The following is a 21326-nucleotide window of genomic DNA, read 5'->3' on the forward strand; positions in this document are numbered from 1 at the left end:
GGTTCTGCGTTCGTAAAAGGGACGCAAAACAAAAAACGGCGCATGGCTAGCTCTGCTTTAGAGTTTGCCAACGGGATTCAAAATTTCACGTTCGGTTCACGAGCATGAGTTCCGAAAAAGACAAGCCGTCCCCTGCGCCTAAAAAGAAGGACCCGATCCTGTTGGTGGACGACGAGGCGTCCTTGTTGGAGATCTTCGTTTCGGCGTTGTCGTCCGAATTCGAATGCACCACCGCCACGTCGTCCCGGGAGGCGGAGTTCATCCTGCGCAAGAAGGAGTTCAAGGTGGTCATCGCCGACCACCTGATGCCCGGTGGCAACGGCATGAGTTTCCTGGTGCGTGCTCGCGAGGAGTATCCCCACATGCAGCGCATCCTGGTGACGGGCTACATGAAGCCGGAAATGCTGCTCCGCAGTGTCAACGAAGCGGCGTTGTTCCGCTACCTGCTCAAGCCGGTTTCGCTGACCGAACTGGTCAAGGTGACCTCCGAGGCGGTGAAGCTGCACGACCAATCGGTCGCTGAATAACAACCTTCGTCGTCGGGACGTTACCCGCCCCCTCTAACTTTCATGACTTCCGAATCCGCGTCCGCTGGTCGTCGCCCGTCCGTCCTGGTGGTCGATGACGAAGCCGAGCTTTTGGAAGTGATGCGGCTGCGACTCGCGGATGATTACGAAGTCGAGACGGCGAACTCCACCGCCGAAGCCGACGTGCAGATGGGTTTGCAGCACTTCGACGTGGTGCTGGTCGATCATCTCATGCCGGGCGAGTTGGGCTTGGATTTTCTGATGCGCGTGCGGGAACACTTTCCGAAGACCAAACGCATTCTGGTGACCGGTTACCTGAACCCCGACCTGATCTCGCGCGCGCAGACCTTGGCGGAGCTCAGTGCCTACCTGATCAAGCCGGTCGACGACAAACAGCTCAAGGCGGCCGTCGCTGGCGCGTTGGCCGTTTAACCGAGCTTTTCGCGCAGGTAGGAGGCGGTGACCGAACGCTTGCTTTTGAGCAGACCGTCGAGCGCACCTTGGTAAAGCAAACGCCCGCCGGCAGGGCCGCCCGTCGGGCCGAGTTCGACCACGTAGTCGGCTTCCGCAATCACATCGAGATGATGCTCGATCACGACCACGGTGTGACCTTGCTCGACGAGCGAGTGGAGCAAGTGAATGAGTTTTTCGCAGTCGCTGAGGTGAAGACCGATGGTCGGCTCTTCCAGCAGGTAGAGATTTTGCGGCTTCTGGCCGCGCGAGCGTTCGGTGTAGGAGGCGAGACCGCGCGAGAGTTCGGCGATGAGCTTTAACCGCTGGGCTTCACCGCCGGACAGGGTCGGCGAGCTTTGTCCGAGCGTGAGATAGCCCAGACCACAATCGACCATGAGTTTGCAGACTTCACCGAGCTGACTGTGAAAGGAGAAGAACTCCGCCGCCTCTTCGAAAGTGAGCTGCAGGACTTGGCCGATGGTGCGGCCATTCCACGTGACGTCGTTGAGCTCGGGGCCGTAGCGTGAGCCACCGCAGTCTTCGCAAGGCAGGAAGGTGTCCGGCATGAAGGCCATCTCGAGTTTGATGCGACCGGCGCCGGAGCAGGTTTCGCAACGGCCTCCGGCGGTGTTGAAGGAGAATCGGCCAGCGTTGTAGCCCCGCATCTTCGACTCGGGCAGTGAGGCGAAGAACTGGCGGATCAAGTCGAAGATACCGAGGTAGGTGGCCGGCGTGGAGCGCGGCGTTTTGCCGATGGGCGACTGGTCGACCTCAATGACGGTCTTGAAGGGGATGGAGCCGCTCAGTTCGCGAAAGGGCGCGGTGTCGACGCACTCCTCGGCATGCGGGAAGGCGCCGGACTTGAGCAGGGCCGCGCCGGTGAGACGCGACTTCTTGGCCTTGATGGCGGCGGCGACGGCCGGATGCAGCACGTCGCGGAAGAGGGTGGATTTGCCCGCGCCGCTGGGTCCGACGGCCATGATGAGGCGGCCGAGCGGCAGGCGCAGGTCAAAGCCGTTGAGATTGCGAAAGCCGACGCCGGAAAGCTTGAGCCACGCGCCCGGAGCACGGGATTTGGCGTCGGGGATTTTGCGATACGCGCCGCGCAACGGATGGGCGATGCCCTTGGCGAGGAAGAGGCCGGTGAGGGAGCGGTCACTGCGTTTGATTTCCGCGGGCGTGCCGCTGGCCAGCAGTTCGCCGCCGTGGATGCCCGCGCCGGGGCCGAGGTCGACGATGCGGTCGGCGTGCAGCATGAGCTCGTCGTCGTGTTCGACCACGAGGAGTGAGTTACCCTTGTCGCGGAGCGATTCGAGTGTGGCGATGAGGCGGTCGTTGTCGCGGGCGTGCAGGCCGATGCTGGGCTCGTCGAGCACGTAGAGCACGCCGGCGAGGTTGGTGCCGAGCTGAGCCGCGAGGCGGATACGTTGGGCTTCGCCACCCGAGAGCGTGGCGGTCGGGCGATCAAGGGACAGGTAACCGAGGCCCACGTGGTCGAGGAACTTGAGGCGCTCCTCAATTTGCGGGTGAATGTCGCGGAGGATGAGACGACCGCGTTCGTCGGTGTTGATGGAGGCGAGGTGTTGGAGCAGTTCGTTGGCCGTGCCGGCGAGAAGATCGGGCAGCGACATGGCGGATTTGCGCCCGCGGAAGTGCAGTTTGACGGAGCGCGAAATGCGGTTGAGTCGGGTGCCGTGACACTCGGGGCAGGCGGTGGAAGAGGCGTCTTCGAGGTCGCCGAGGTCGTGGGCAATATCGGCAATCTCCGGGGGCAGTTCGTCTTCGTCCTTTTGATTGATCATCCAGCCGAAGATGCGGCCATGACCACGGCAGGCCGGGCACCAGCCGCGCGGCGAGTTGTGCGAGAAGTGTTTGGGGTCGAGCTCGGGGAAGGACTCCCCGGTCTCAAGATCGGTGCGGGTGGTGGAGAACCACGAGATGACGTCACCGGCCGGGGTGAGCAGGAAACAACCGCCCTTGCCGAGGTGCAGGGCCTGATCGAGGGCGGTGTTGATGTCGGCGGGCTTCGCACCTTTCAGGTCGGCCACGACGACTTCGACATCGTGCTCCTTGTAGCGGTCGAGTTTGCTGAAGGCGACGACGGGAAACACGCGACCGTCGGCGCGCATGAGTTCGAAGCCCTGTTTGGCGATCCACTTGGCGATCGGTTCGTGGTGGCCCTTGCGACCGCGGATCAGTGGGGCGCAAAGGTAGAGATGTTTGGCGCGGCGGGCGGCGGGGGAGCGCAGCACCTTTTGCAGGAGCTTTTGCAACTGTGCCGGACTGAGGGGTTGGACCGGGCGGTCGGTGTCCGGGTGATGCTGGATACCGATCCGGGCGTAGAGCAGGCGCAGGTATTGGGCGACCTCGGTGATGGTCGCGACGGTCGATTTACGGGAGCCGCGGGTGACGCGTTGCTCGATCGCGACCGTCGGCGGAATGCCGCCGAGATGGTCGATGGCCGGTCGGGGCAGTTGTTCAACGAATTGCCGGGCGTAGGCCGACATCGATTCCATGAAGCGGCGCTGCCCCTCGGCGAAGACGATGTCGAAGGCGAGGGTCGACTTGCCGGAACCCGACACGCCCGTGACGACAATCAACTCATTGTGCGGCAGGGATAGCGAAAGGTTCTTCAGGTTGTTCTCCCGCGCGCCAACGATGTTTAGTCCGCCCACGCGTTCCGGCGCATACGCAACCGCCTCTTCCGCAGCGACTCCCAACGACTTGTCACGTATTACGTGACAAGTTTTGTCGGGGTCGAGGGTGGCGGCGAGGTAGGGGGAGGTGGCAGTGGCTTTTTTGCCGGTGAGGGCGGCGAGGTGTTCGGGCGGGCCTTCGGCGACGATGCGGCCGCCGGCAGCGCCGGCTTCGGGGCCCACCTCGATGATCCAGTCGGCGGCGGCGAGCACGTCGAGGTTGTGCTCGATGACGACCACACTGTGACCGGCGTCGGCGAGGGCTTGGAGGACGCCGAGGAGGCGACCGACGTCGTGGCGGTGGAGACCGGTGGTGGGTTCGTCAAGGAGGAGGAGGGCGCCGGGGATTTTCGATTTTTGATTCTCTATTTTCGAGTTCGAGGTGCCGCTGAAATCTCCGAGACCGAGATATTTGACGAGTTTCAGGCGCTGGGCTTCGCCGCCGCTGAGGGTGTTGAGTGGCTGGCCGAGGGTCAGATAGCCCAGGCCGACCGTATCGAGAGATTGGAGACGCTGCTGAATCGCGGTGTGTTCGGCAAACAGCGGCAGGGCGTCGGCAATGGAGGTTTGCAGCAGCTCGGCGACGGAGCGGCCCTGCCAAGTGACGGCGAGGACTTCGGGTTTGAAGCGCTTGCCCTCGCAGATGGGGCACGGCACGAAGACGTCGGAAAGAAACTGCATCTCGACGCGCTCGTAGCCGAGCCCTTGGCAGTGATCGCAACGGCCGTCCCCGGCGTTGAAGGAGAAACTGGAGGCGGTGAAACCGGCTTCGGCGGCGGCCGGTTCGCTGGCGTAGAGGTTGCGGATGCCGTCCCACGCTTCGCAGTAGAGGGCCGGGTTCGATCGTGGGGTGCGGGAGAGCGGGCTTTGGTCGACCAGCACGATTTCGTCGAAGAGCTCGGCGCCCTCGATCGATGCGATCGTGGCGACGTCCTCGGTCTGCTGGTGGCGGTGAGTTTGGAGCCCCTGGTAGATCACGTGGTCGAGCAGGGTGGACTTGCCGGAGCCGGAAACGCCGCTGAGGCAAACCAGGCGTCGCAGCGGAATGGATACGTCGAGATTGGCCAGGTTGTGTTTCGACGCGCCGCGGAAGGTGAGGCGCGGGGTCTTGGGATCGACCGGACGGCGAGAAGTCGGGGGTGTCAGGTCGGCGCGGCCGGAAAGGTAGCGGCCGGTGATGCTGGCCTCGGAAGCGAGCATGGCGGGCAAATCGCCCTGGAACACGACGTGGCCGCCGCGGCTGCCGGGTTCCGGGCCGATCTCGATAAGGTGGTCGGCGGCGCGGATCATGGCTTCGTCGTGCTCGACGACGACGACCGTGTTGCCGGCGTCGGTGAGCGTGCGGATGATGCCGATGAGGCGATCAATGTCGCGGGGGTGCAGACCGACGGAAGGTTCATCGAGCACGAAGAGCGTGTCGACCAGCGCGGTGCCGAGGCAGGAGGTGAGGTTGACGCGTTCGACCTCGCCGCCGGAAAGCGTTTTGGACGGGCGGTCCAGCGTGAGATAACCGAGCCCGACCTGGTCGAGGTAGCGCAGGCGGGTGAGCATGGCGTTGTAGGCCAGTTCGGATTGGTGGTCACCGCGTTGGGGAGCGTGGGGGCCGAGCAACTCGAGCAGTTCCGAGACCGGCTTGGTATAGACCTCGGGCAGGGTCAGGCCTTCCCATTTCCAGCAAAGGGCGTCGGGCTGGAGGCGGGTGCCGTGACATTGTGGACACGGGTTGTAGGCGCGAAAGCGGGAGAGGAAGACCCGCACGTGCATCTTGTAAGTGTTCTTTTCCAGCCAATCAAAGAAGCCCCTCAATCCATACCACGCGCGCGGCCATTCCTTGCCGTCGGTGCCGTAGCCCGGTTCGCCGTCGATGACGAAGGCCTGTTGCTCGGCCGTGAGCTCGGCGAAGGGAATGTGGGTGGGGATCTTCTTCTTTTTGGTGAAGCTGAGGAGGTCCTTCTTCGACTCGCCGTAGACTTGGCCTTCCCAACATTTGATCGCGCCCTCGTCGATGGACTTGGAGCGGTCGGGGATGGCGAGGCGGTAGTCGATTTCGATGACGCGGCCAAAGCCGCGGCAGTGCGGGCAGGCGCCGAGCGGGGAGTTGAAGGAAAACAAAGCCGGCGTCGCGGGTCGGAAGGTGCGACCGGTCGCGGGTGAATGAAGACCGCGGGAATAGTGGCCGGCGGCGCGGAAGTTGCGGCCGGTCGCCTGGGCGGCGAAGAGGTGCAGCTCGCCCTGGCCGAAGTGCAGGGCGGTTTCGGCGGCTTCGAGGAAGCGGCTGCGATCGGCTTCGGTCAGGCTGACGCGGTCCTGGGCGACGAAGAGATGATCAAGTTTGGCGAGCGGTGCCGGGTCCTTTTCGAGGTCCTCGATGCGATACGGCGCGGAGGTCTGGGTGTCGTCGGCGAGTGGCAGCAGCGCACGAACGTAGGCCTGGCCACGGAGATTTTGCAGGATTTCGGCCCATTGCAGTTTCGCCGGGCGTTCGATCTTGAAGGCCACGACCACCGGGGCGCCCGGATGCTCGAGTTGGGCCTTGCCCCAAATGGTCGCCGGGGTGTCGTCCTCGACGATCGCGCCGGTGGCAGGGTCGTAGCAGCGGGCCACGTGGCTGAACCAAACTTTGGCGTAGTCCGTCAGCTCGGTCATGGTGCCCACGGTGGAGCGCGAGGTTTTAACCGTGTTGGTCTGCTCAATGGCGATCGACGGGCGGATGTTCTCGATCGAGTCGACGGCGGGTTTATCCAACAGGTCGAGGAACTGCCGCGTGTAGGCGGAGAAGGTTTCAACGTAGCGACGCTGGCCCTCGGCGTGCAGCGTGTCGAAAACGAGCGAACTCTTGCCGGCGCCACTCAGCCCGGTGACGACGATGTATTGCCCGAGCGGAAGATCGAGGTCGAAGCCCTTGAGGTTGTTCTGACGGACGCCACGGAGGCGGATGCATTGCGCGGGAGAAAGAGGCACGGACGGAAGAAGGGCGGGGAACGGAGGGAATGCAAATCAGCACGCGGACGCGACCAAAGCTGCTGACATAGGGTTGTCAGCAGGGGGCGCGACGGGCGCGCTCAGGCGGTCGGGCACAGGGCCAGCGTGGCGCGGGCGGCGCGCAGCGCGCGGCCGACATCGGCGGGTGGGTCCCGATCGGTCACGAGGGTCTGGTTGGCGGCGAACTTTGTGGCGAGGATGGGCGCCTTGCGGCCGAATTTGGAGTGGTCGACGGCGACAATGTTCTGCTCGGCCGACTCCATCATGCGGCGTTGGGTGGTCGCGATGGTCGGGTTGTGGGTCCAGAGCCCTTCCTTGGTGACGCCGACGGCACCGACGATGGCGATGTCGGCGTGGATACGGGCAAGCGTCTCGTCGCAATACGGACCGACCAGCACGCCGATGCGGTTGTGAATGTTGCCGCCGGTGACGATGGTTTCGATGGTCGAAACGTCGCTGAGCAGGCCGGCGACGGGCAGGGAATTGGTGACTACTTTGAGGCGTTTGCCGATGAGCAGGCGGGCGACCGCGTAGGGCGAGGTGCCACCGTCGATCATGACGGTCATACCGGGCAGAACGCGTTCGGCAATGAAGCGCGCCATGGCGAACTTTTCCTCGGCGTTGCGTTGGTCGTGGGCAATGAAGTCGTATTCGCGCGCGACTTCGTCGGCCTCGACGATCGACGCGCCGCCGTGGTGTCGCCGGGCGACGCCGCGGGCTTCCAGTTCGTCGAGCGCGCGGCGCACCGTCGACACGGAGGTGTCGAAGCGGGTGGCGAGCGTCTGCAGGTCGGCGTAACGGTGGTCGCGCAGGTATTTTTCGATCAGTTCAACGCGGCGGCGGTTGGTCATGCAGAGGAGTTCGGTGTGGTCAGCAGAGAGTCGAAACGTTCGAGGTAGGCAGCGATCTGCCTTTCGGTCGAGAAGCGAGCGTTGGCGTGGGTGCGTGCCTGTGCGCCCATGGTGTGGCGGGCGGCCGCGTCATCGACCAAGGCGGTGAGGGCGGCGCGGAAGGCGTATTGGTTGCCAGCGGGAATCAGGTGGCCGCTCACGCCGTCCTCGAATGTTTCACTGACCCCGAGCGCGTCGTAAGCGACGGCGGGGAGTCCGTGCGCCTGCGCTTCGATGAGGAAGTTGGAGAGGGATTCTCGTTTCGAAGCATGCACGGCGAGGTCGGCGGCGGTGTAGAGCGGCGCCGGGTCGGCGGTCCAGCCAAGGAAACGCACCCGATCTTCGAGGCCGAGTTCGGCCGCGCGGGTCTGGCAGGCGGCCAGGGACGGGCCTTCACCGGCGAGCCAGAGCTGGACCGGCGCGGTGGTGTTCAGCTCCGCCATGATGTCGAGGAGTGCGACCTGATTTTTTTCGGGCCGGAACATGGCGACGTCGAGCAGCACGACGGTGCGCGCAGTGGCGCCAAGTTGCGCGCGCACTCGCTCGCGCTCGGCGGAATCGGGTGCGCGCGGCGCAAAAACCAGCGCGTTGTGAATGACGCTGACCGCGTCAGGCGAAAGTCCGAGTTCGTCGATCACCCGCTGGCGGGCAGCGTGACTGTTGGCGATGGTGTGCCGGGTTTGCCGCAGGGAACGGCGAAAGAGTCGCGGCAGGGCTTTGCCGGTGCGCAGGGTCGAGATCACGGCGGTGGCGGGAAGCGCGCGTTGCAACGCGGACCCGTAGCAGTTGGCCATGCGCCCCATGCACAGGACAACGTCGGGGGCCAACGCCTTGGCGCGGCGAACCAGCCCGGGCGCCCACCAATCGAGTTTGGTGTCCCGTTTCTGCAAGGACTGCAGGTGCAGCTCCGGTTGGGGTGTCTCCGGGGTCAACGGGCCGCCGGGGCGAAATGTGATCAGGTGCGTCGGATGACCGGCGGCCGCGAAACCGCGGGCGAGCAGGACTGACTGGCGTTCGGTGCCCCCACTGCGCAGGTAGTCTTGGACGACGAGTATTTTCATTGCCGGGAACGGAAGGTCGGGGGGAGGGTCGTCACCACGGATGAATCAACCGTTCCTGCAACTGCTGCTGCGCTGGAGCATCATGGCGCTCGGCGTCACGATCGCGACCAAGCTGGTGCCCGGCATCGTCTGCGACGAGGTGTCGACGCTCATCATCGTGGTGGTGCTGTTGAGCTTCCTCAATGCGGTGCTCAAACCGCTCCTGATGTTGTTCGCGCTGCCGTTCATCGTCGTGACGATGGGACTGGGCATCGTGTTGATCAACGCGACTCTTTTCTGGTTGGTGAGCGAGCTGGTGGACGGTTTCACCGTGACTTCCTTTGGGGCAGCCCTGCTGGGGGCGGTGATCGTGAGTGTCACGAACCTGTTGGTCGGAGCTGTGCTCGGCGGTAAACCAACCGAGGGGAAAAACGGTCGTCGCGGCGGTCGCCGGAAATCCGGCGGCAAGGGCAAGGACGACGACGTGATCGACGTTTGAGCGGTCCATGCCGGGGTGGATCGGCGAAACGATTTGACCGGCGCAGGGGGGCAAGCGACGTTGCGGTCCAAATTTACACACCATGGCTGATTCCAAGGACTACGATCTCATCGTCATCGGCGGCGGACCCGCTGGCTACGCGGGCGCCATTCGCGCCGGGCAACTCGGCAAGAAAGTTGCCTGCGTCGAAATGGAGAGTGCCGGCGGCACCTGTCTGAATTGGGGCTGCATCCCGACGAAGGCGCTGCTGAAGAGCGCCGAGCTGTATCTCAAGATGCAGAAGGCGGATGAGTTCGGCTTCGAGGTCGGCGACATCAAGTTCGACTTCGCCAAGGTCATGGAACGCTCCCGTGGCGTGGCCGGCCAGATGGCCAAGGGCATCGAGTTCCTGTTCAAAAAGAACAAGGTCGACTACATCCGGGGCACGGCGCAGGTGAGTCAGCCCGGCCTCGTTTCGGTGGTCGACGGTCCGGCCAAGGGTGAAGTGCTGCGCGGCAAAAACATCCTGATCGCCACCGGCTGCAAGATGCGCCGCATCCCCGGCCTTGAGGTGGATGGCGAACGCGTGATGACCTCGCGCGAAGCGCTGGCCTCGAAGAAACTGCCCAAATCCATCGTGATCGTCGGCGCCGGCGCGATTGGCGTGGAGTTCGCCTACTTCTACAACGCCTTTGGCGCCGACGTGACGCTGGTCGAGATGTTGCCGGGCGTGCTGCCGGTGGAGGACAACGAAATTTCCAAGACGCTCGAACGCTCGTTCGAAAAGCAAGGCATCAAGATCCGCACCGGCACCAAGTGTGAGAACTTCCGCGTCGGCCAGGACTCGGTGACGCTCGACCTGGTGAAGGACGACGTGAAGGAAGTCGTCGAAGCCGAGGTGGTGCTGTCCGCCATCGGTGTGGTGGCCAACATCGAGGGCGTGCTGGCGCCGGGCGTGAAGGTCGAGCTCGACCGCAACTACGTGAAGGTCGACGACAACTACGAGACCAACGTGAAGGGCATCTACGCCGCCGGTGACATTATCGGTCCGCCGTGGCTCGCCCACATCGCGACCTTCGAGGCGGTCAACGCGGTCAACGGCATGTTTGGCCACGGCAAACCGAATCGCGTCAGCAATTTCCCGGGCTGCACTTACTGCCAGCCGCAGGTCGCCAGCACCGGTCTCACCGAACAAGCGGCGAAGGAAAAGAAGCTCGATTACAAGGTCGGCAAGTTCCCCTTTACCGCCTCGGGTAAGGCGGTCGCCGGTGGCTCCTCCGAGGGCTTTGTGAAAGTGATCACCGACAAAAAGACCGGTGAGATCTACGGCGCGCACATCATCGGTTCCGAGGCCACCGAACTGATTGCCGAATATGGTCTCGCCATCGAGCTGGAGTGTTCGGTGGAAGAGGTCCACAAGACCATCCACGCGCATCCGACCTTGAGCGAAGCGTTGATGGAAGCCGCCGCCGCCTCGATGGGCGAAGCGATTCACATCTGAGCGGCGAACGATTCGCTCACGTGATCCAATTTGGCCGGGCTCCCGCGAGCCCGGCTTTTTTGTCGCGCGGCCTATGCGCGAAGTCGCACCGGCCGGAGTCCATCGCGGGGATTCAGAAACCCGACTGCGGCATCGGTTTGGTGTGACTGCACGAGAATCTGGCAGCGACCGGTTGGCCATTCGAACCCCACAGCGGCGACCGCTCGCGTGGCGGGCCCCGAGGTGGACGGATCAAAGGCGGGGGCTTCAAAGTAGCGCCGCAACTGCGCCGGGCTCTGCGCGTTGCCGCACGCGGCGCGGTGGGCGGCTCGATCCAAAAGCATCGCGGCCAAGCCATCGACGGCCAGCGCAGTCCACCAGCCGAATTGGTTGCTGGCGATCAGCAGGCGGGGTCCACCGACCTGCAGCCGACACTCGCGGAACACCCATCGCAGAGAACACCAGGCGGGCTGCTGGACGATCTCATAAGCGTGCGCAAACACGGGGAACTCGCGCGTTTCGTTGTTCATGGCGCGCAGCCACGAAGGATAACGCGTGCCCGAAATGGGAAATGAGCGGCTAATCTGCTCCCGGAGGCAGAGCTCTTCAATGAGGTCCGGCCGGAAGCGGAAGTGCCACGGTTGTTCGATCCGAAAGGAGTCAGGAATTTGAGGGATGGAGGAGGACATGCGGCCAAGATGGCCGGCCCCGGTATCGCGCCCGGGGACCGCGCATATCCCTCTGGGCCCAAAAAAGCCGCGGCGTAGTTGCCACGGCAAAAGTGAGGAATACTGGCTGGTGCTCCCGGCGGGAATCGAACCCACATCAACGGCTTCGGAGACCGCTACACTATCCATTGTGCTACAGGAGCGTGGCCCAGCGGAGGCGGGAAAAGTGGTCCCGCACAGGTTCGGCTGTCGAGCGGTTTTTCTCCCGAGCTGACGTAATGCGAAAATCAGGCGACGGGCGTCTCGCGCTTTTCGGCGCGGGCGAGGCGTTCGATCAGCAGCACGGCGATGCCGCCGGCGACGAGCAGGGCGAGGGCGAGACCGACGTTGGCCTCGGCGCCCGGCATGATGTTGGTCTGGATCAAGGGCACCTCTTCGCCGGCACTGTTGATGCGGGTCGAGACCGTTTCCTTCCACGGCCAGAGGGTGCGCAGGGCACCGGCCATCACGCCGGTGAGGGCGATCAGGGTGGCATGGCGGTGGTGCTTCAGCATCCAGCTGACGATCCGCACAAAGGAGAGGATGCCCGTTGCGATGCCGGCGCAGAATACCCCCACCGTGACCACGTCGCGATCATTCACCGCCGAGAGGATTTCCTGATACTTGCCCATGATGAGCAGGAGGTAGGACCCGGAAATTCCGGGGAGAATCATGGCGCAGATGGCAATTGCGCCGGCCAGGAAGACAAACGGGAGGCCGGGCGGCGTTTGGGTGGCCTGCATGCCGACGAGGAACCACGTGCCGATCGCGAAGGCGGCGAAGAGGGCGAAATCCAGCGGACCCCATTGCCAAGTTTCGCGCGCGAGAAAAACGATCGAGCCCAGAACCAGCCCGAAAAAGAAGGACCACAGCTCGGCGGGGTGGTTGACCAAGAGATGCTCCAACACCTTGGCCATGCTGAGCACGGCGATCAACAGGCCGCCGCCCAAGGCGACGAAGAAAGCGACCGGCACGCGATCCCACGCACCCTTTAAATCGCCGCGCAAAACGAGCCGCAGGGTGGTCAGGTCGAAGGACTTGATGCCATTGAGCAAGCGTTCATAAATGCCGCAAATGAAGGCAATGGTGCCGCCGGAGACGCCGGGCACGACGTCGGCCGAACCCATGAGGAAGCCCACGAGGGCGATGCGAAGGTGGGAAAGAAGGCGCATGGACTTAGCGGGAATTGGCGGCGGACGGGCGTTCGCGCCACAAAAAAAGGCAGGCCGACGTGAATCGGACCTGCCAATTAAAGTGTTGGTGATACGGAGCTTTTAGACCGCCGGGGTGGTCTTCTTGAGGCCGACGACGCGGTCGCCTTCCTTCCACTGGCCGCGCTTCTTGAGGAGCTCGACTCGCTCAAAACGCTTGAGCACGTTGCGCTTCACGACGAGGCCACGGGGACCTTGGAGAGACTTGTGTTGGGACATGATGGTATTGGTAAAAGTGGTGCTAGTGACGCGTTAAAGGGGAAGGGAGCTAGAGTTCGCCTGCGCCCATGACAAGTATTTTTCGGACACATGTTCGGCGCGGACCACGATCCACTGCGGTGTGGCATAGGGGTGGTGGTTGTGGAGGTAGGTTTCCACCTCCAAATGGCGGTTGCCCATGAACTTGATGGCGAGCCGAAACTCCGTGGCATGCTCCACCTTACCCTCCCAACGGTAAACGGAGGTGAGGGGGCCTTCGATCTGCACGCAGGCGGCGAGGTGTTGCTCAATCAGGCCATCGGCCAGAGCCTGGGCCTGGGCAGCAGTTTCGGTCGTGGTCCAGCCAATCAACATGGTGCTGTTTTAACGGTTTGGTGGAGGGATTCGATGCGAATTAAATCCGTGTGCGCAGAAGCTTGGAGCTGCCATCCAGTTGTAAAATCGCCTTGACGGTGAGCAGGGCGGCTCATCCTCTCGACGGTTTCTGTAGATCCATCTTCCCTCCGATTCATGCGTGACGATTACATCAAAGAGGCCCTGACCATGGTGCCCGATCCGAATTTGCTCATCAACGTCGTCTCCCGACGCGTTAAGCAGCTCAAGCGGGGCAGCCGTCCGTTGGTTGAGTCGCTCGAGAAACTGTCGCCTGAGGACGTCGCGCTGCGCGAGGTGATCGAGGGCAAGATCGTTTTCGAGACCGCTGAGTCCTGATGCGATGAACGAGGGGTGGTGCTGCGCCGCCGCTCGACCGTAAGCTTTTCCGGGCGGCCCGCTTTGGCGGTGCCGCCTCTTTTTTGCCCGTCGTTTAACTCTTTCCGCCCAACCCATGGCCCGTTCGAACAAAGACGCCAAACGCTTCACCGAGATCCGCAACGCCAAGGCGGGGCGCGACTACTTTGTGGAAACGCGTTTTGAGGCCGGGATCGCGTTGCGTGGCACGGAGGTGAAGTCGATTCGCGCCGGTCGTGCTCAGATCAACGACGCGTTCGGCCGCCTGAAGAAGGGCGAGCTGTGGATGGTGAATGCGCACATTGACGAGTATCGCTTCGGCACGTATTCCAACCACGAGCCGCGACGCACGCGCAAGCTGCTGCTGCGCAAATCGGAGCTGCGCAAAATCGATCAGGCCCTCAACCAAGGCGGACGCTCGCTCATCCCCTTGCGCATGTATTTCAAGGAGGCGCTGGTGAAGGTGGAGGTGGGGATTTGCACCGGTAAGAAGCTTTACGACAAGCGGGAGGACCTCAAAAAGAAGATCGTGCAGCGGGAGCTCGATCGCGCGGTCAAGGCGCGCCGCTGACGTTTCCGTTCCGCGCTTTCGAACCTCTCCAGCCTTTCACCATCTACATGTCGCCCGTCACCGTTCGCGTCCCTGGCAGCACCTCCAATTGTGGCGCCGGCTTTGATACCCTCGGCCTCGCTTTGCAGATCTACAACCGCGTGCGGCTCACGCCGACCGATGGCGTTGCTGCCGGGGTGGGGCGTGGCGAACGGCCGTCCGACGAACGGGCAACCGACCTGGTCGCCGAATCCATCGCCGCGTTTCAGGCGAACGTGCCGGGCGCCGAGGTGCCGGGTTTCCGCTATCGCATCGAAGGCGACGTGCCTCCGGCGCGCGGCTTGGGCTCGAGCGTGACCGTCTTGGCGGGCGTTATGGCCGGGCTCAATCACTGGGCCGGCTCGCCGCTCTCGCCGGAGGATATGGCGGCGGTGATCACGAAGATCGAAGGTCACCCCGACAATGCCACCGCCGGGGTGCTGGGTGGGTTTTGCGTCGCCCGTTGTGGCGTCACGCCGGCCGACTACGCCGGACTCGTTCGTATCGAGATCGATGATACCTTGCGCTTTGTGGTCGTGTCGCCGGTGACGGAAGTCGCCACCAAGGCGTCGCGCGGCGTGCTGCCGACGCAACTGGCGCACCTCGACGCGGTGCGCAGCGTGAACAGTGCGGCCTACCTGACCGCGGCGCTGGCGACGCACAACTACGAGAACCTGCGCGGCGCGGTGGGAGATTTTCTGCACGAGCCCTATCGTTTGCCCGGCATCGTGGGCGCGGTGGAGGCGATCGCCGCCGGCGAGACTGCCGGCGGTCTTTGCGGTTGGTTGAGTGGCAGTGGCTCCAGTGTATTGTGCGTGAGTTTCGCCGAGCACGCTGAGCAGGTGGCGGCGGCTATGCGCGCCGCCTTTTCAGCCAAGGGCATCGAGAGTGCGGCACACCTGTTGTGCGCCGACAATCGCGGGCTGGTGATCGAGTGACCAAGAGGGCGAATCAGGCGGCACCGGCCGCCGGCCAATAGCGCCGGATGTGATCTGCCAGCACCTGGGCACCGAAGGGTTTGGCGAGAACGGCCTTCAGATTACCGATGCCACTGCGGTCGCGTTCGTCGAGGGCTTGGGCGTGGCCGGTGATCATGATCGCCGGAGCGCCGGGGTGAATCTCGGCCGCGCGGCGGAGGAATTCCACGCCGTCGATTTCGGGCATGTAAAAATCGGTGACGATGATACCGACCTCGAGCGACTTCATGGCTTCGAGTGCCGCGGCGGGCCGGGCAAAGGTCGCCACGGGGCACTCCAGGTGTTCTTCCAGAATGACCGCCAGCAGGTCCAGATAGGACTGCTCATCATCGACAATCACGGCGTGGGGCTGGCGGGGAGTGCTCAAAACAGGTTTGTTTCGCGGAGCACTGTGCTAGGTTGTAATTCGCTGGCAGTAAAGCACTAGGTTCACTGCACGGTTGCGTTGCGGTTGCTTCATTTTACAGCATCAGCCTGCTTTCGATCATGATTCACGTGGTGCTTTTTAATCCGGAAATACCGCAGAACACCGGCAACATTGGCCGCATGTGTGCGCTGACGCGCTGCCGGTTGCATCTCGTGCATCCGCTCGGTTTCGAGATCACCGATCGGCATCTGAAACGGGCGGGAATGGATTATTGGCATGAGCTCGACGTGCATCACCACGCGGATTGGGCGGCGTTCAAGGCGAGCCCGGTCGCGCCACGTCGGCTGTGGCTGTTCACGACCAAAACGGAGCAGTCGTATTGGGACGTTCAATACGAGGATGGGGATGGGCTGGTCTTCGGCAACGAGGGCCACGGCGCGCCGGCATGGCTGCACGATGAGATCGGCCCGGGCCAGCGACTCACGATTCCCCACCGCAACGAAAGCCTGCGTTCGCTGAACCTGAGCACCGCGGCCGGCATCGCGACGTATGAGGTTATGCGTCAGCTTTGGCCGCGCGGCCAAAGCTGAACTCCGAACCTGAGGAATTCCCAACAATCAAATCTCAAACCCGCGGGAGCGCTGGGTTGGGATTGGTGCGGTTGTGATTTGGGATTTACCGCACGCAGCGCGGTTCAGATTTCAGTCTTCAGGTGGCAGGAAACCTCGCGGCTTTGGAAAACCTCGAGCGCCGGCTTGTCGGTCTTGCAGACGTCCTTGGCGTGCGGGCAGCGCGGGTGGAAAGTGCAGCCGCTCGGCGGATTGATCGGAGAGGGCGGGTCGCCGGGAAGAACGATGCGCTTGCGGTTGCGTTCTTCGTCCGGGTTCGGCGTGGGGATCGCGCTGACGAGGGCACGCGTGTAAGGGTGAGCCGGCCGGTCAATGATGTCTTCGGCGGTGCCGATCTCGACGATCTTGCCGAGATACATGACGGCGACGCGATCGGAGATGTGTTTCACCACGGAGAGGTCGTGGGCGATGAAGATGAGGCTGAGACCCATCTGACGCACGAGGTCGGCGAGCAGATTGAGGATCTGGGCCTGGATGGATACGTCGAGCGCGGACACCGGTTCGTCGGCGATGACGACCTTGGGTTTCAGCGCGAGGGCGCGGGCGATGGCGATGCGTTGGCGTTGGCCCCCCGAAAATTCGTGGGGATACTTCTGCATGTAGCGCGGGGAAAGACCGACCGTCTTCATGAGTTCGGTGACCCGGGCGGTCACCTCGGAAGCGGTGCAGACCTTGTGCACGAGCAAAGGCTCGGCGAGCGTCGCAAAGACCGTGGCGCGCGGGTTGAGCGACGCATAGGGGTCTTGGAAGACCATTTGCAGGTCGCGGCGGATGGAGAGCACATCGTCCTCCGAGGCCGAGGTGAGGTTGCGACCTTCCAGCACGACGGTGCCACCGGTGGTCGGCACCAGCTGCATCACGGTGCGGGCGAGGGTGGATTTGCCGCAGCCGGATTCTCCGACCAAGCCGAGGACCTCGCCTTGTTTGACCTTGAGGTCCACGCCGTCGACGGCCTTCACGGTGCCGACGGTTTTTTTGACGAGGAAGCCCTTCTTGATCGGGAAGTGCGTCTGGAGGTTCTGCAGTTCGAGAATGGTCTCAGGCATGGTTCGTTCCTCCGCTTAGATTTCGCCGGCTTGGACGCGCAGGCAGGTTTGACGGTGATGGTCGTTGATCGGTTCGAGCGTGGGGGCGTGGCCTTCGCGGCAGCGGTCGACCGCGTATTCGCAGCGGGCGGCGAAGGAACAACCGGGCAGCGGCTTCGACAGATCGGGCGGCAGGCCCTTGATGGTGTAGAGTTCGGCGCCCTTCGGCTGCATCGAGGGGATCGAACGTTGCAGGGCCTTGGTGTAGGGATGCTTCGGTTCGTAAAAGAGGGTGCGGGTGTCGGCAGTCTCGACGATCTTGCCGGCATACATCACCTGCACGCGGTCGCAGAGGCCGGAGACGACACCGAGGTCGTGGGTGATGAAGATGACCGCCATGCCGATCTCCTCCTGCATCTTCTGGATGAGTTCGAGGATCTGGGCCTGCACCGTGACGTCGAGGGCGGTGGTCGGCTCGTCGGCGATGAGCAGCTCGGGTTTGGTGATCAGCGCCATGGCAATCATCACCCGCTGACGCATGCCGCCGGAGAACTCGTGGGGAAAGTAGTGGATGCGGCTGGCGGCGTCGTTGATGCCGACGAGGTCGAGCATTTCGAGGGCGCGCTTGAGGGCGTCGGCCTTGGAGATGTCCTCGTGGATGAGAAGCGGTTCGATGAGCTGGTCGCTGATCCGCATATAGGGGTTCAGCGAGGTCATCGGATCCTGGAAGATCATGCTGACGCGCTTGCCGCGAATGGAGCGGGCCTGCTTGGCCGTGCAGTTCAGCAGGTCGACGCCATCGAACATCGCCGTGCCGCTTTCAATGCGGCCGGGAGGCGTGGGGATGAGCCCCATGAGCGAATAGCAGGTGACCGATTTGCCGGAGCCGGATTCGCCGACGATGCCGAGGGTTTCGCCGCGATCGAGGTCGAAGCTGACGCCATCTACGGCGCGGTAGGTCCCATTGCGGGTGTGGAAGTAGGTGCGGAGGTCGTTAACTGAAAGAAGAGACATCAATCAGGGGGCTCGAGTTGGTTGTGTGTGTGGCAGGAGCTACCGCCAATTTTCGCGGCGGGGCAAGTGCCTTCGGCAGAGCGAGGGCGATGCCAATCAGGCGCGATAAACGTCGGGGTAGCCTTCGCCGCGGCGTTTGTAGCGCTTGTGGACCCAAAAATACTGCTCCGGCGCGCGCTTCACCTGTTCCTCGATGAAGTGGTTTACGCGCAGCGCGTCGGCGGTGTGGTCGCCGGAGGGGAAATTCTCCCACGGCGGAAACACCTGCAGTTCGTAGCTGCCGTCAGTCAGGCGCCGGGCGAAGTAGGGAATCACCCGGCAACCACTCATCTGGGCGATGCGAGACGTGGCGACGTTGGTGATGGCCGGTTCGCCAAAGAAGGGGAGGATCTCGGACATTTTGGTCTTCTTGCCTTGGTCGGGCGCATACCAGACAAGGCCGCCGGACTTGAGGACCCGAAGCAGTCCGCGCAGGTCGTCAAAGGGGATGGCCGAACGCAGGTGCTTCTCGCGGTTGGACCGCATGATGCCGGCGACGACCGGGTTGTTGGGGTCGCGGTAAAGGGCATTGAACTCGATCTGCTCATTGACGATGCGGGCGCCCATTTCGAGCAGGGTAACGTGGGCGGTGACGACGAGGGCGCCTTTGCCGGCCTTGGCCGCAGTGACGAGATGCTCCTTGCCGATGATCTTGAAGGGCGGCAGGCGATGGGACGGTGACCACCACGCGGCGCAGGTTTCAAACAGGCCGAGCGCCAGCGAACGGTAGTGGGCGCGGGCCAGTCGCCGGCGGTCGCTCTCGCTCAGATCGGGGAAGGCGAGTTTGAGGTTGATCAGCGTCACGCGGCGGCGCACCGGGATCACGTGAAAGATCAGCGTGCCGAGCACGGTGGCGAGGGCGCGCTTGCACGACCAAGGCAGGTAATTGAGCAGGTAGAACACACCCAGGCCAAACCAGGTGGGCCAATATTTGGGATGGGCGAGGTGGGAGGATTCGCTGCGGCGCGTGGACATCGGGTCGAGAGACGGAATCAGAGACCTTGCCAGGAATCGCGCTCGTAGCCGAAGCGCTCAAAGTCGATCGCGTAAAGGCGGTGGACGCGTTCGGCGAGCTCGGCGGTGTAAACGGGCTCGGTGATTTTGCCGGAGGCGTTGGTGGGGCGGGCAAGCTTTTCCGCCACCCACTCGGCGGGGATGCCGGTGAGCGCGAGCGTGTCGGCCATGCCGCTGACGAACTCGGTCTCCATGTGGTAGGTGTGTCGGTAGGGCACGTGGTCGGCGAGCAGCACGGAGCGTTGCGTATCCCAATGCTGGTTACGGCGGCCTTCCGGTTGGGACTCGATGTAGCTGAGGAACGAGGCGAAGGGAAAAGGCGCGTCGTCGGTGGCGCCGGGCAGACCGCGTTCGGCGGCGAAACGACGGAGCTCCGGCACGAGTTTGCGCATGCTGCGGGGGTATTGGGGCGAGTTGAAGCCCTTCACCAATTTGTCGTTCCAAGCCGAAAGCACGCGGGCGTAGGGGTTGCGGACGAAGCAGCGGAAGTCGTAGTCCTCCGGATGATTGAAGGCGTGAAAGTAATCCGCCAGCGGCGCCGTGGTGTAGCGTCGGGTGCGGTTGAACGGCCACAGCCGGCCGAGCTGGGGTTTGGCGCCGGCCTCCGTGAGACCCTCAACGAGGACCTGGCGAAAGGCGGTCGAGCCGACTTTGGGGTTGAGCAAGACCGCGAGCCCGAGATCGCGGCGGATGTAACACTTGAAGGGACTGAAGTGAGGTTGGCGAAAAACGGTCCAGGCGCTGGCGGCGGCGGTGGAGGCGGGCGAGGCTGGAACGGTGTCGGACATGTGGCGGATCGGAGGCGAGTGACGACGTTGGAAAGGGAGGCCGCGCGGGGGAAGGCTAAAGCGGGGACGTGGTGTGGGGCAGCGCGAGCGGACGGCCTGGCGGTCCGGCCCAACCGCTTCCGCCCGCTTTCGAGGTTGGCATGCCTGCGGGAGGTGCTTTTTGCTGGCTGACTTTTTCGCACACCATGCTTGATCCCAAACTCCTCCGTGAATCGCCGGACCTCGTTCGCGCCGCGATCGCCAAGAAGCACCTCGATGTCGACCTGGACGCGGTCATCGCGCTCGATGCGCGTTGGCGTCAGCAACTGAGCGAGGTCGAGTCCCTCCGTGCGCAGCAAAAGGCCGTCAATGGCGAGATGGCCCAGTTGGCCAAAGGTTCGCCGGAGTTCATGGCCAAGGTGGGCGAAATGAAGGCGCTCAAGGGCGACGTGAAGGCCAAAGAAGACGAGCTGCGCGAAACCGAGACGGCCTGGCAGGCCGCGATGCTGGAGCTGCCCAACCTGCCGCACGTGTCGGTGCCGGAAGGGCGCAATGGCGACGACAACGTCGTGCATGCGACGCATGGCGACGTGAACGCGGTGTCGTCGGTGGCCAAGCCGCACTGGGAAATCCCGGGCTTCGACAAGGCGTTCGACTTCGCGCGCGGCGCCAAGGTGACCGGCGCGGGCTTTCCGTTCTACATTGGCGACGGCGCCCGCCTCGTGCGCGCGCTACTGCACTTCTTTTTGGATGAGGCCGGTCAGGCGGGTTACGTGGAAGTGAACCCGCCGATCTTCGTCAACGCAGCCAGCGCGACGGCCACCGGCCAATTGCCCGACAAGGAAGGGCAGATGTATGAGACGGTGAACGACCAGCTCTACGCGGTGCCGACGGCCGAGGTGCCGCTGACCAATTTCTTCCGCGATGAGATCATCGATGAGGCGGCCCTACCGGTGAAGCGTTGCGCTTACACGCCGTGTTTCCGGCGCGAAGCCGGCAGCTACGGCAAGGACGTGCGCGGACTGAATCGCCTGCACCAGTTCGATAAGGTCGAGCTGCTCAAGTGGGTGCACCCCTCGACCAGTTTCGCCGAATTGGACGCGCTGCGCGGCGATGCCGAGCGATTGCTGCAGAAACTCGAACTGCCGTATCGCGTGCTGCTCATGTGCGGCGGCGACCTCGGTTTCGCGCAGGCGAAGAAGTATGACCTCGAAGTCTGGTCGGCCGGCCAGCAGCGCTGGCTGGAGGTGTCGAGCTGTTCGAACTTTGAAGCCTTCCAAGCGCGGCGGGCGAAGATCCGTTACCGGCCGGCGGGCGGCGAGGCCAAGCCGGAGCTGGTGCACACCCTCAATGGTTCGGGCCTGGCGGTGCCGCGTGTGCTCGCGGCCTTGCTCGAAAACAACCTGCAAGACGATGGTTCGGTGAAATTGCCGGCGGCGCTGGTGCCGTATTTCGGCCGCGACACGGTTCGCTTCAGCTGAGCCGGGCGAACG

At 63.5% G+C, this 21326-nt stretch carries 21 protein-coding genes and 1 tRNA gene; 9 read left to right on the forward strand and 13 right to left on the reverse strand.

Annotation, left to right across the window (positions count from 1 at the left end):
- The first annotated feature begins 104 nt into the window (after nucleotides 1-104).
- Nucleotides 105-527, forward strand: coding sequence for a response regulator (locus AC0MRV_RS17400; protein WP_472765780.1), 423 nt, complete (start codon nucleotides 105-107; stop codon nucleotides 525-527).
- Nucleotides 528-569: 42 nt separating this feature from the next.
- Entirely contained in the window at nucleotides 570-959 is a 390-nt protein-coding gene (locus AC0MRV_RS17405; protein WP_472765781.1) for a response regulator, read from the forward strand.
- Here AC0MRV_RS17405 and uvrA read toward each other — a convergent pair.
- The 3 genes from uvrA to AC0MRV_RS17420 form a co-directional block, all read right to left on the reverse strand.
- On the reverse strand, nucleotides 956-6637 hold the full coding sequence (uvrA, locus tag AC0MRV_RS17410; RefSeq protein ID WP_472765782.1) for an excinuclease ABC subunit UvrA: 5682 nt from the start codon (nucleotides 6635-6637) through the stop codon (nucleotides 956-958). The genes AC0MRV_RS17405 and uvrA overlap by 4 nt on opposite strands.
- A gap of 101 nt (nucleotides 6638-6738) precedes the next feature.
- Nucleotides 6739-7509 carry a DeoR/GlpR family DNA-binding transcription regulator gene (locus AC0MRV_RS17415; protein WP_472765783.1) on the reverse strand — a complete coding sequence of 257 codons (771 nt, stop codon included), beginning with the start codon at nucleotides 7507-7509 and terminating at the stop codon, nucleotides 6739-6741.
- Nucleotides 7506-8609, reverse strand: coding sequence for a glycosyltransferase (locus AC0MRV_RS17420; protein WP_472765784.1), 1104 nt, complete (start codon nucleotides 8607-8609; stop codon nucleotides 7506-7508). Before AC0MRV_RS17420 ends, AC0MRV_RS17415 begins: the two co-directional genes overlap by 4 nt.
- 40 nt (nucleotides 8610-8649) lie before the next feature.
- Between AC0MRV_RS17420 and AC0MRV_RS17425 the strand changes: the two genes are divergently transcribed.
- Both AC0MRV_RS17425 and lpdA read left to right on the forward strand, forming a co-directional pair.
- The gene (locus tag AC0MRV_RS17425; protein ID WP_472765785.1) at nucleotides 8650-9087 is read left to right on the forward strand and encodes a phage holin family protein; all 438 of its coding nucleotides are present in this window, start codon (nucleotides 8650-8652) and stop codon (nucleotides 9085-9087) included.
- An 82-nt stretch (nucleotides 9088-9169) separates the two neighbouring features.
- A complete protein-coding gene (gene lpdA, locus AC0MRV_RS17430; RefSeq protein ID WP_472765786.1) occupies nucleotides 9170-10567 on the forward strand; it encodes a dihydrolipoyl dehydrogenase in 1398 nt (465 codons plus the stop codon).
- A 71-nt stretch (nucleotides 10568-10638) separates the two neighbouring features.
- Here lpdA and AC0MRV_RS17435 read toward each other — a convergent pair whose 3' ends face one another.
- The 5 genes from AC0MRV_RS17435 to cutA form a co-directional block, all read right to left on the reverse strand.
- Nucleotides 10639-11235: a hypothetical protein gene (locus tag AC0MRV_RS17435; RefSeq protein ID WP_472765787.1), complete on the reverse strand. Its 597-nt coding sequence runs from the start codon at nucleotides 11233-11235 to the stop codon at nucleotides 10639-10641.
- 107 nt (nucleotides 11236-11342) lie between these two features.
- Nucleotides 11343-11417: transfer RNA gene (locus tag AC0MRV_RS17440), tRNA-Arg, on the reverse strand.
- Between the two features lie 84 nt (nucleotides 11418-11501).
- On the reverse strand, nucleotides 11502-12425 hold the full coding sequence (locus AC0MRV_RS17445; protein WP_472765788.1) for a DUF368 domain-containing protein: 924 nt from the start codon (nucleotides 12423-12425) through the stop codon (nucleotides 11502-11504).
- A 102-nt stretch (nucleotides 12426-12527) separates the two neighbouring features.
- Nucleotides 12528-12683 (reverse strand): small basic protein, encoded by a 156-nt coding sequence (locus AC0MRV_RS17450; protein ID WP_472765789.1) that lies wholly within the window; start codon nucleotides 12681-12683, stop codon nucleotides 12528-12530.
- Nucleotides 12684-12716: 33 nt separating this feature from the next.
- Nucleotides 12717-13037 carry a divalent-cation tolerance protein CutA gene (gene cutA, locus AC0MRV_RS17455; protein ID WP_472765790.1) on the reverse strand — a complete coding sequence of 107 codons (321 nt, stop codon included), beginning with the start codon at nucleotides 13035-13037 and terminating at the stop codon, nucleotides 12717-12719.
- 156 nt (nucleotides 13038-13193) lie between these two features.
- On the opposite strand from cutA, the gene AC0MRV_RS17460 reads away from it, so the two are divergent.
- From AC0MRV_RS17460 to AC0MRV_RS17470, 3 genes are all read left to right on the forward strand, one after another.
- Nucleotides 13194-13394, forward strand: coding sequence for a DNA-directed RNA polymerase subunit omega (locus tag AC0MRV_RS17460; protein ID WP_472765791.1), 201 nt, complete (start codon nucleotides 13194-13196; stop codon nucleotides 13392-13394).
- Between the two features lie 115 nt (nucleotides 13395-13509).
- Entirely contained in the window at nucleotides 13510-13983 is a 474-nt protein-coding gene (gene smpB, locus AC0MRV_RS17465; RefSeq protein ID WP_472765792.1) for an SsrA-binding protein SmpB, read from the forward strand.
- A 47-nt stretch (nucleotides 13984-14030) separates the two neighbouring features.
- A complete protein-coding gene (locus AC0MRV_RS17470) occupies nucleotides 14031-14939 on the forward strand; it encodes a homoserine kinase (protein ID WP_472765793.1) in 909 nt (302 codons plus the stop codon).
- 13 nt (nucleotides 14940-14952) lie between these two features.
- Here AC0MRV_RS17470 and AC0MRV_RS17475 read toward each other — a convergent pair whose 3' ends face one another.
- Complete coding sequence (locus AC0MRV_RS17475; protein WP_472765794.1) at nucleotides 14953-15345, reverse strand: response regulator; 393 nt, start codon at nucleotides 15343-15345, stop codon at nucleotides 14953-14955.
- A 119-nt stretch (nucleotides 15346-15464) separates the two neighbouring features.
- On the opposite strand from AC0MRV_RS17475, the gene AC0MRV_RS17480 reads away from it, so the two are divergent.
- Nucleotides 15465-15935 carry a tRNA (cytidine(34)-2'-O)-methyltransferase gene (locus tag AC0MRV_RS17480; RefSeq protein WP_472765795.1) on the forward strand — a complete coding sequence of 157 codons (471 nt, stop codon included), beginning with the start codon at nucleotides 15465-15467 and terminating at the stop codon, nucleotides 15933-15935.
- 104 nt (nucleotides 15936-16039) lie between these two features.
- Here the strand turns inward: AC0MRV_RS17480 and AC0MRV_RS17485 are convergent, their stop codons facing one another.
- From AC0MRV_RS17485 to AC0MRV_RS17500, 4 genes are all read right to left on the reverse strand, one after another.
- Nucleotides 16040-17020, reverse strand: a complete 981-nt coding sequence (locus tag AC0MRV_RS17485) for an ABC transporter ATP-binding protein (protein ID WP_472765796.1) — start codon at nucleotides 17018-17020, stop codon at nucleotides 16040-16042.
- Nucleotides 17021-17035: 15 nt separating this feature from the next.
- Complete coding sequence (locus AC0MRV_RS17490; RefSeq protein ID WP_472765797.1) at nucleotides 17036-18013, reverse strand: ABC transporter ATP-binding protein; 978 nt, start codon at nucleotides 18011-18013, stop codon at nucleotides 17036-17038.
- A gap of 96 nt (nucleotides 18014-18109) precedes the next feature.
- Nucleotides 18110-19027 (reverse strand): LpxL/LpxP family acyltransferase, encoded by a 918-nt coding sequence (locus AC0MRV_RS17495; RefSeq protein WP_472765798.1) that lies wholly within the window; start codon nucleotides 19025-19027, stop codon nucleotides 18110-18112.
- Between the two features lie 17 nt (nucleotides 19028-19044).
- Nucleotides 19045-19854, reverse strand: coding sequence for a sulfotransferase family 2 domain-containing protein (locus AC0MRV_RS17500; RefSeq protein WP_472765799.1), 810 nt, complete (start codon nucleotides 19852-19854; stop codon nucleotides 19045-19047).
- 185 nt (nucleotides 19855-20039) lie between these two features.
- Here AC0MRV_RS17500 and serS point away from each other — a divergent pair, with 185 nt between their 5' ends.
- Complete coding sequence (serS, locus tag AC0MRV_RS17505) at nucleotides 20040-21314, forward strand: serine--tRNA ligase (protein WP_472765800.1); 1275 nt, start codon at nucleotides 20040-20042, stop codon at nucleotides 21312-21314.
- The last annotated feature ends 12 nt before the right edge of the window (nucleotides 21315-21326 follow it).

It is taken from the genome of Actomonas spartinae, from assembly GCF_051209155.1.
Lineage (GTDB): Bacteria > Verrucomicrobiota > Verrucomicrobiia > Opitutales > Opitutaceae > Actomonas.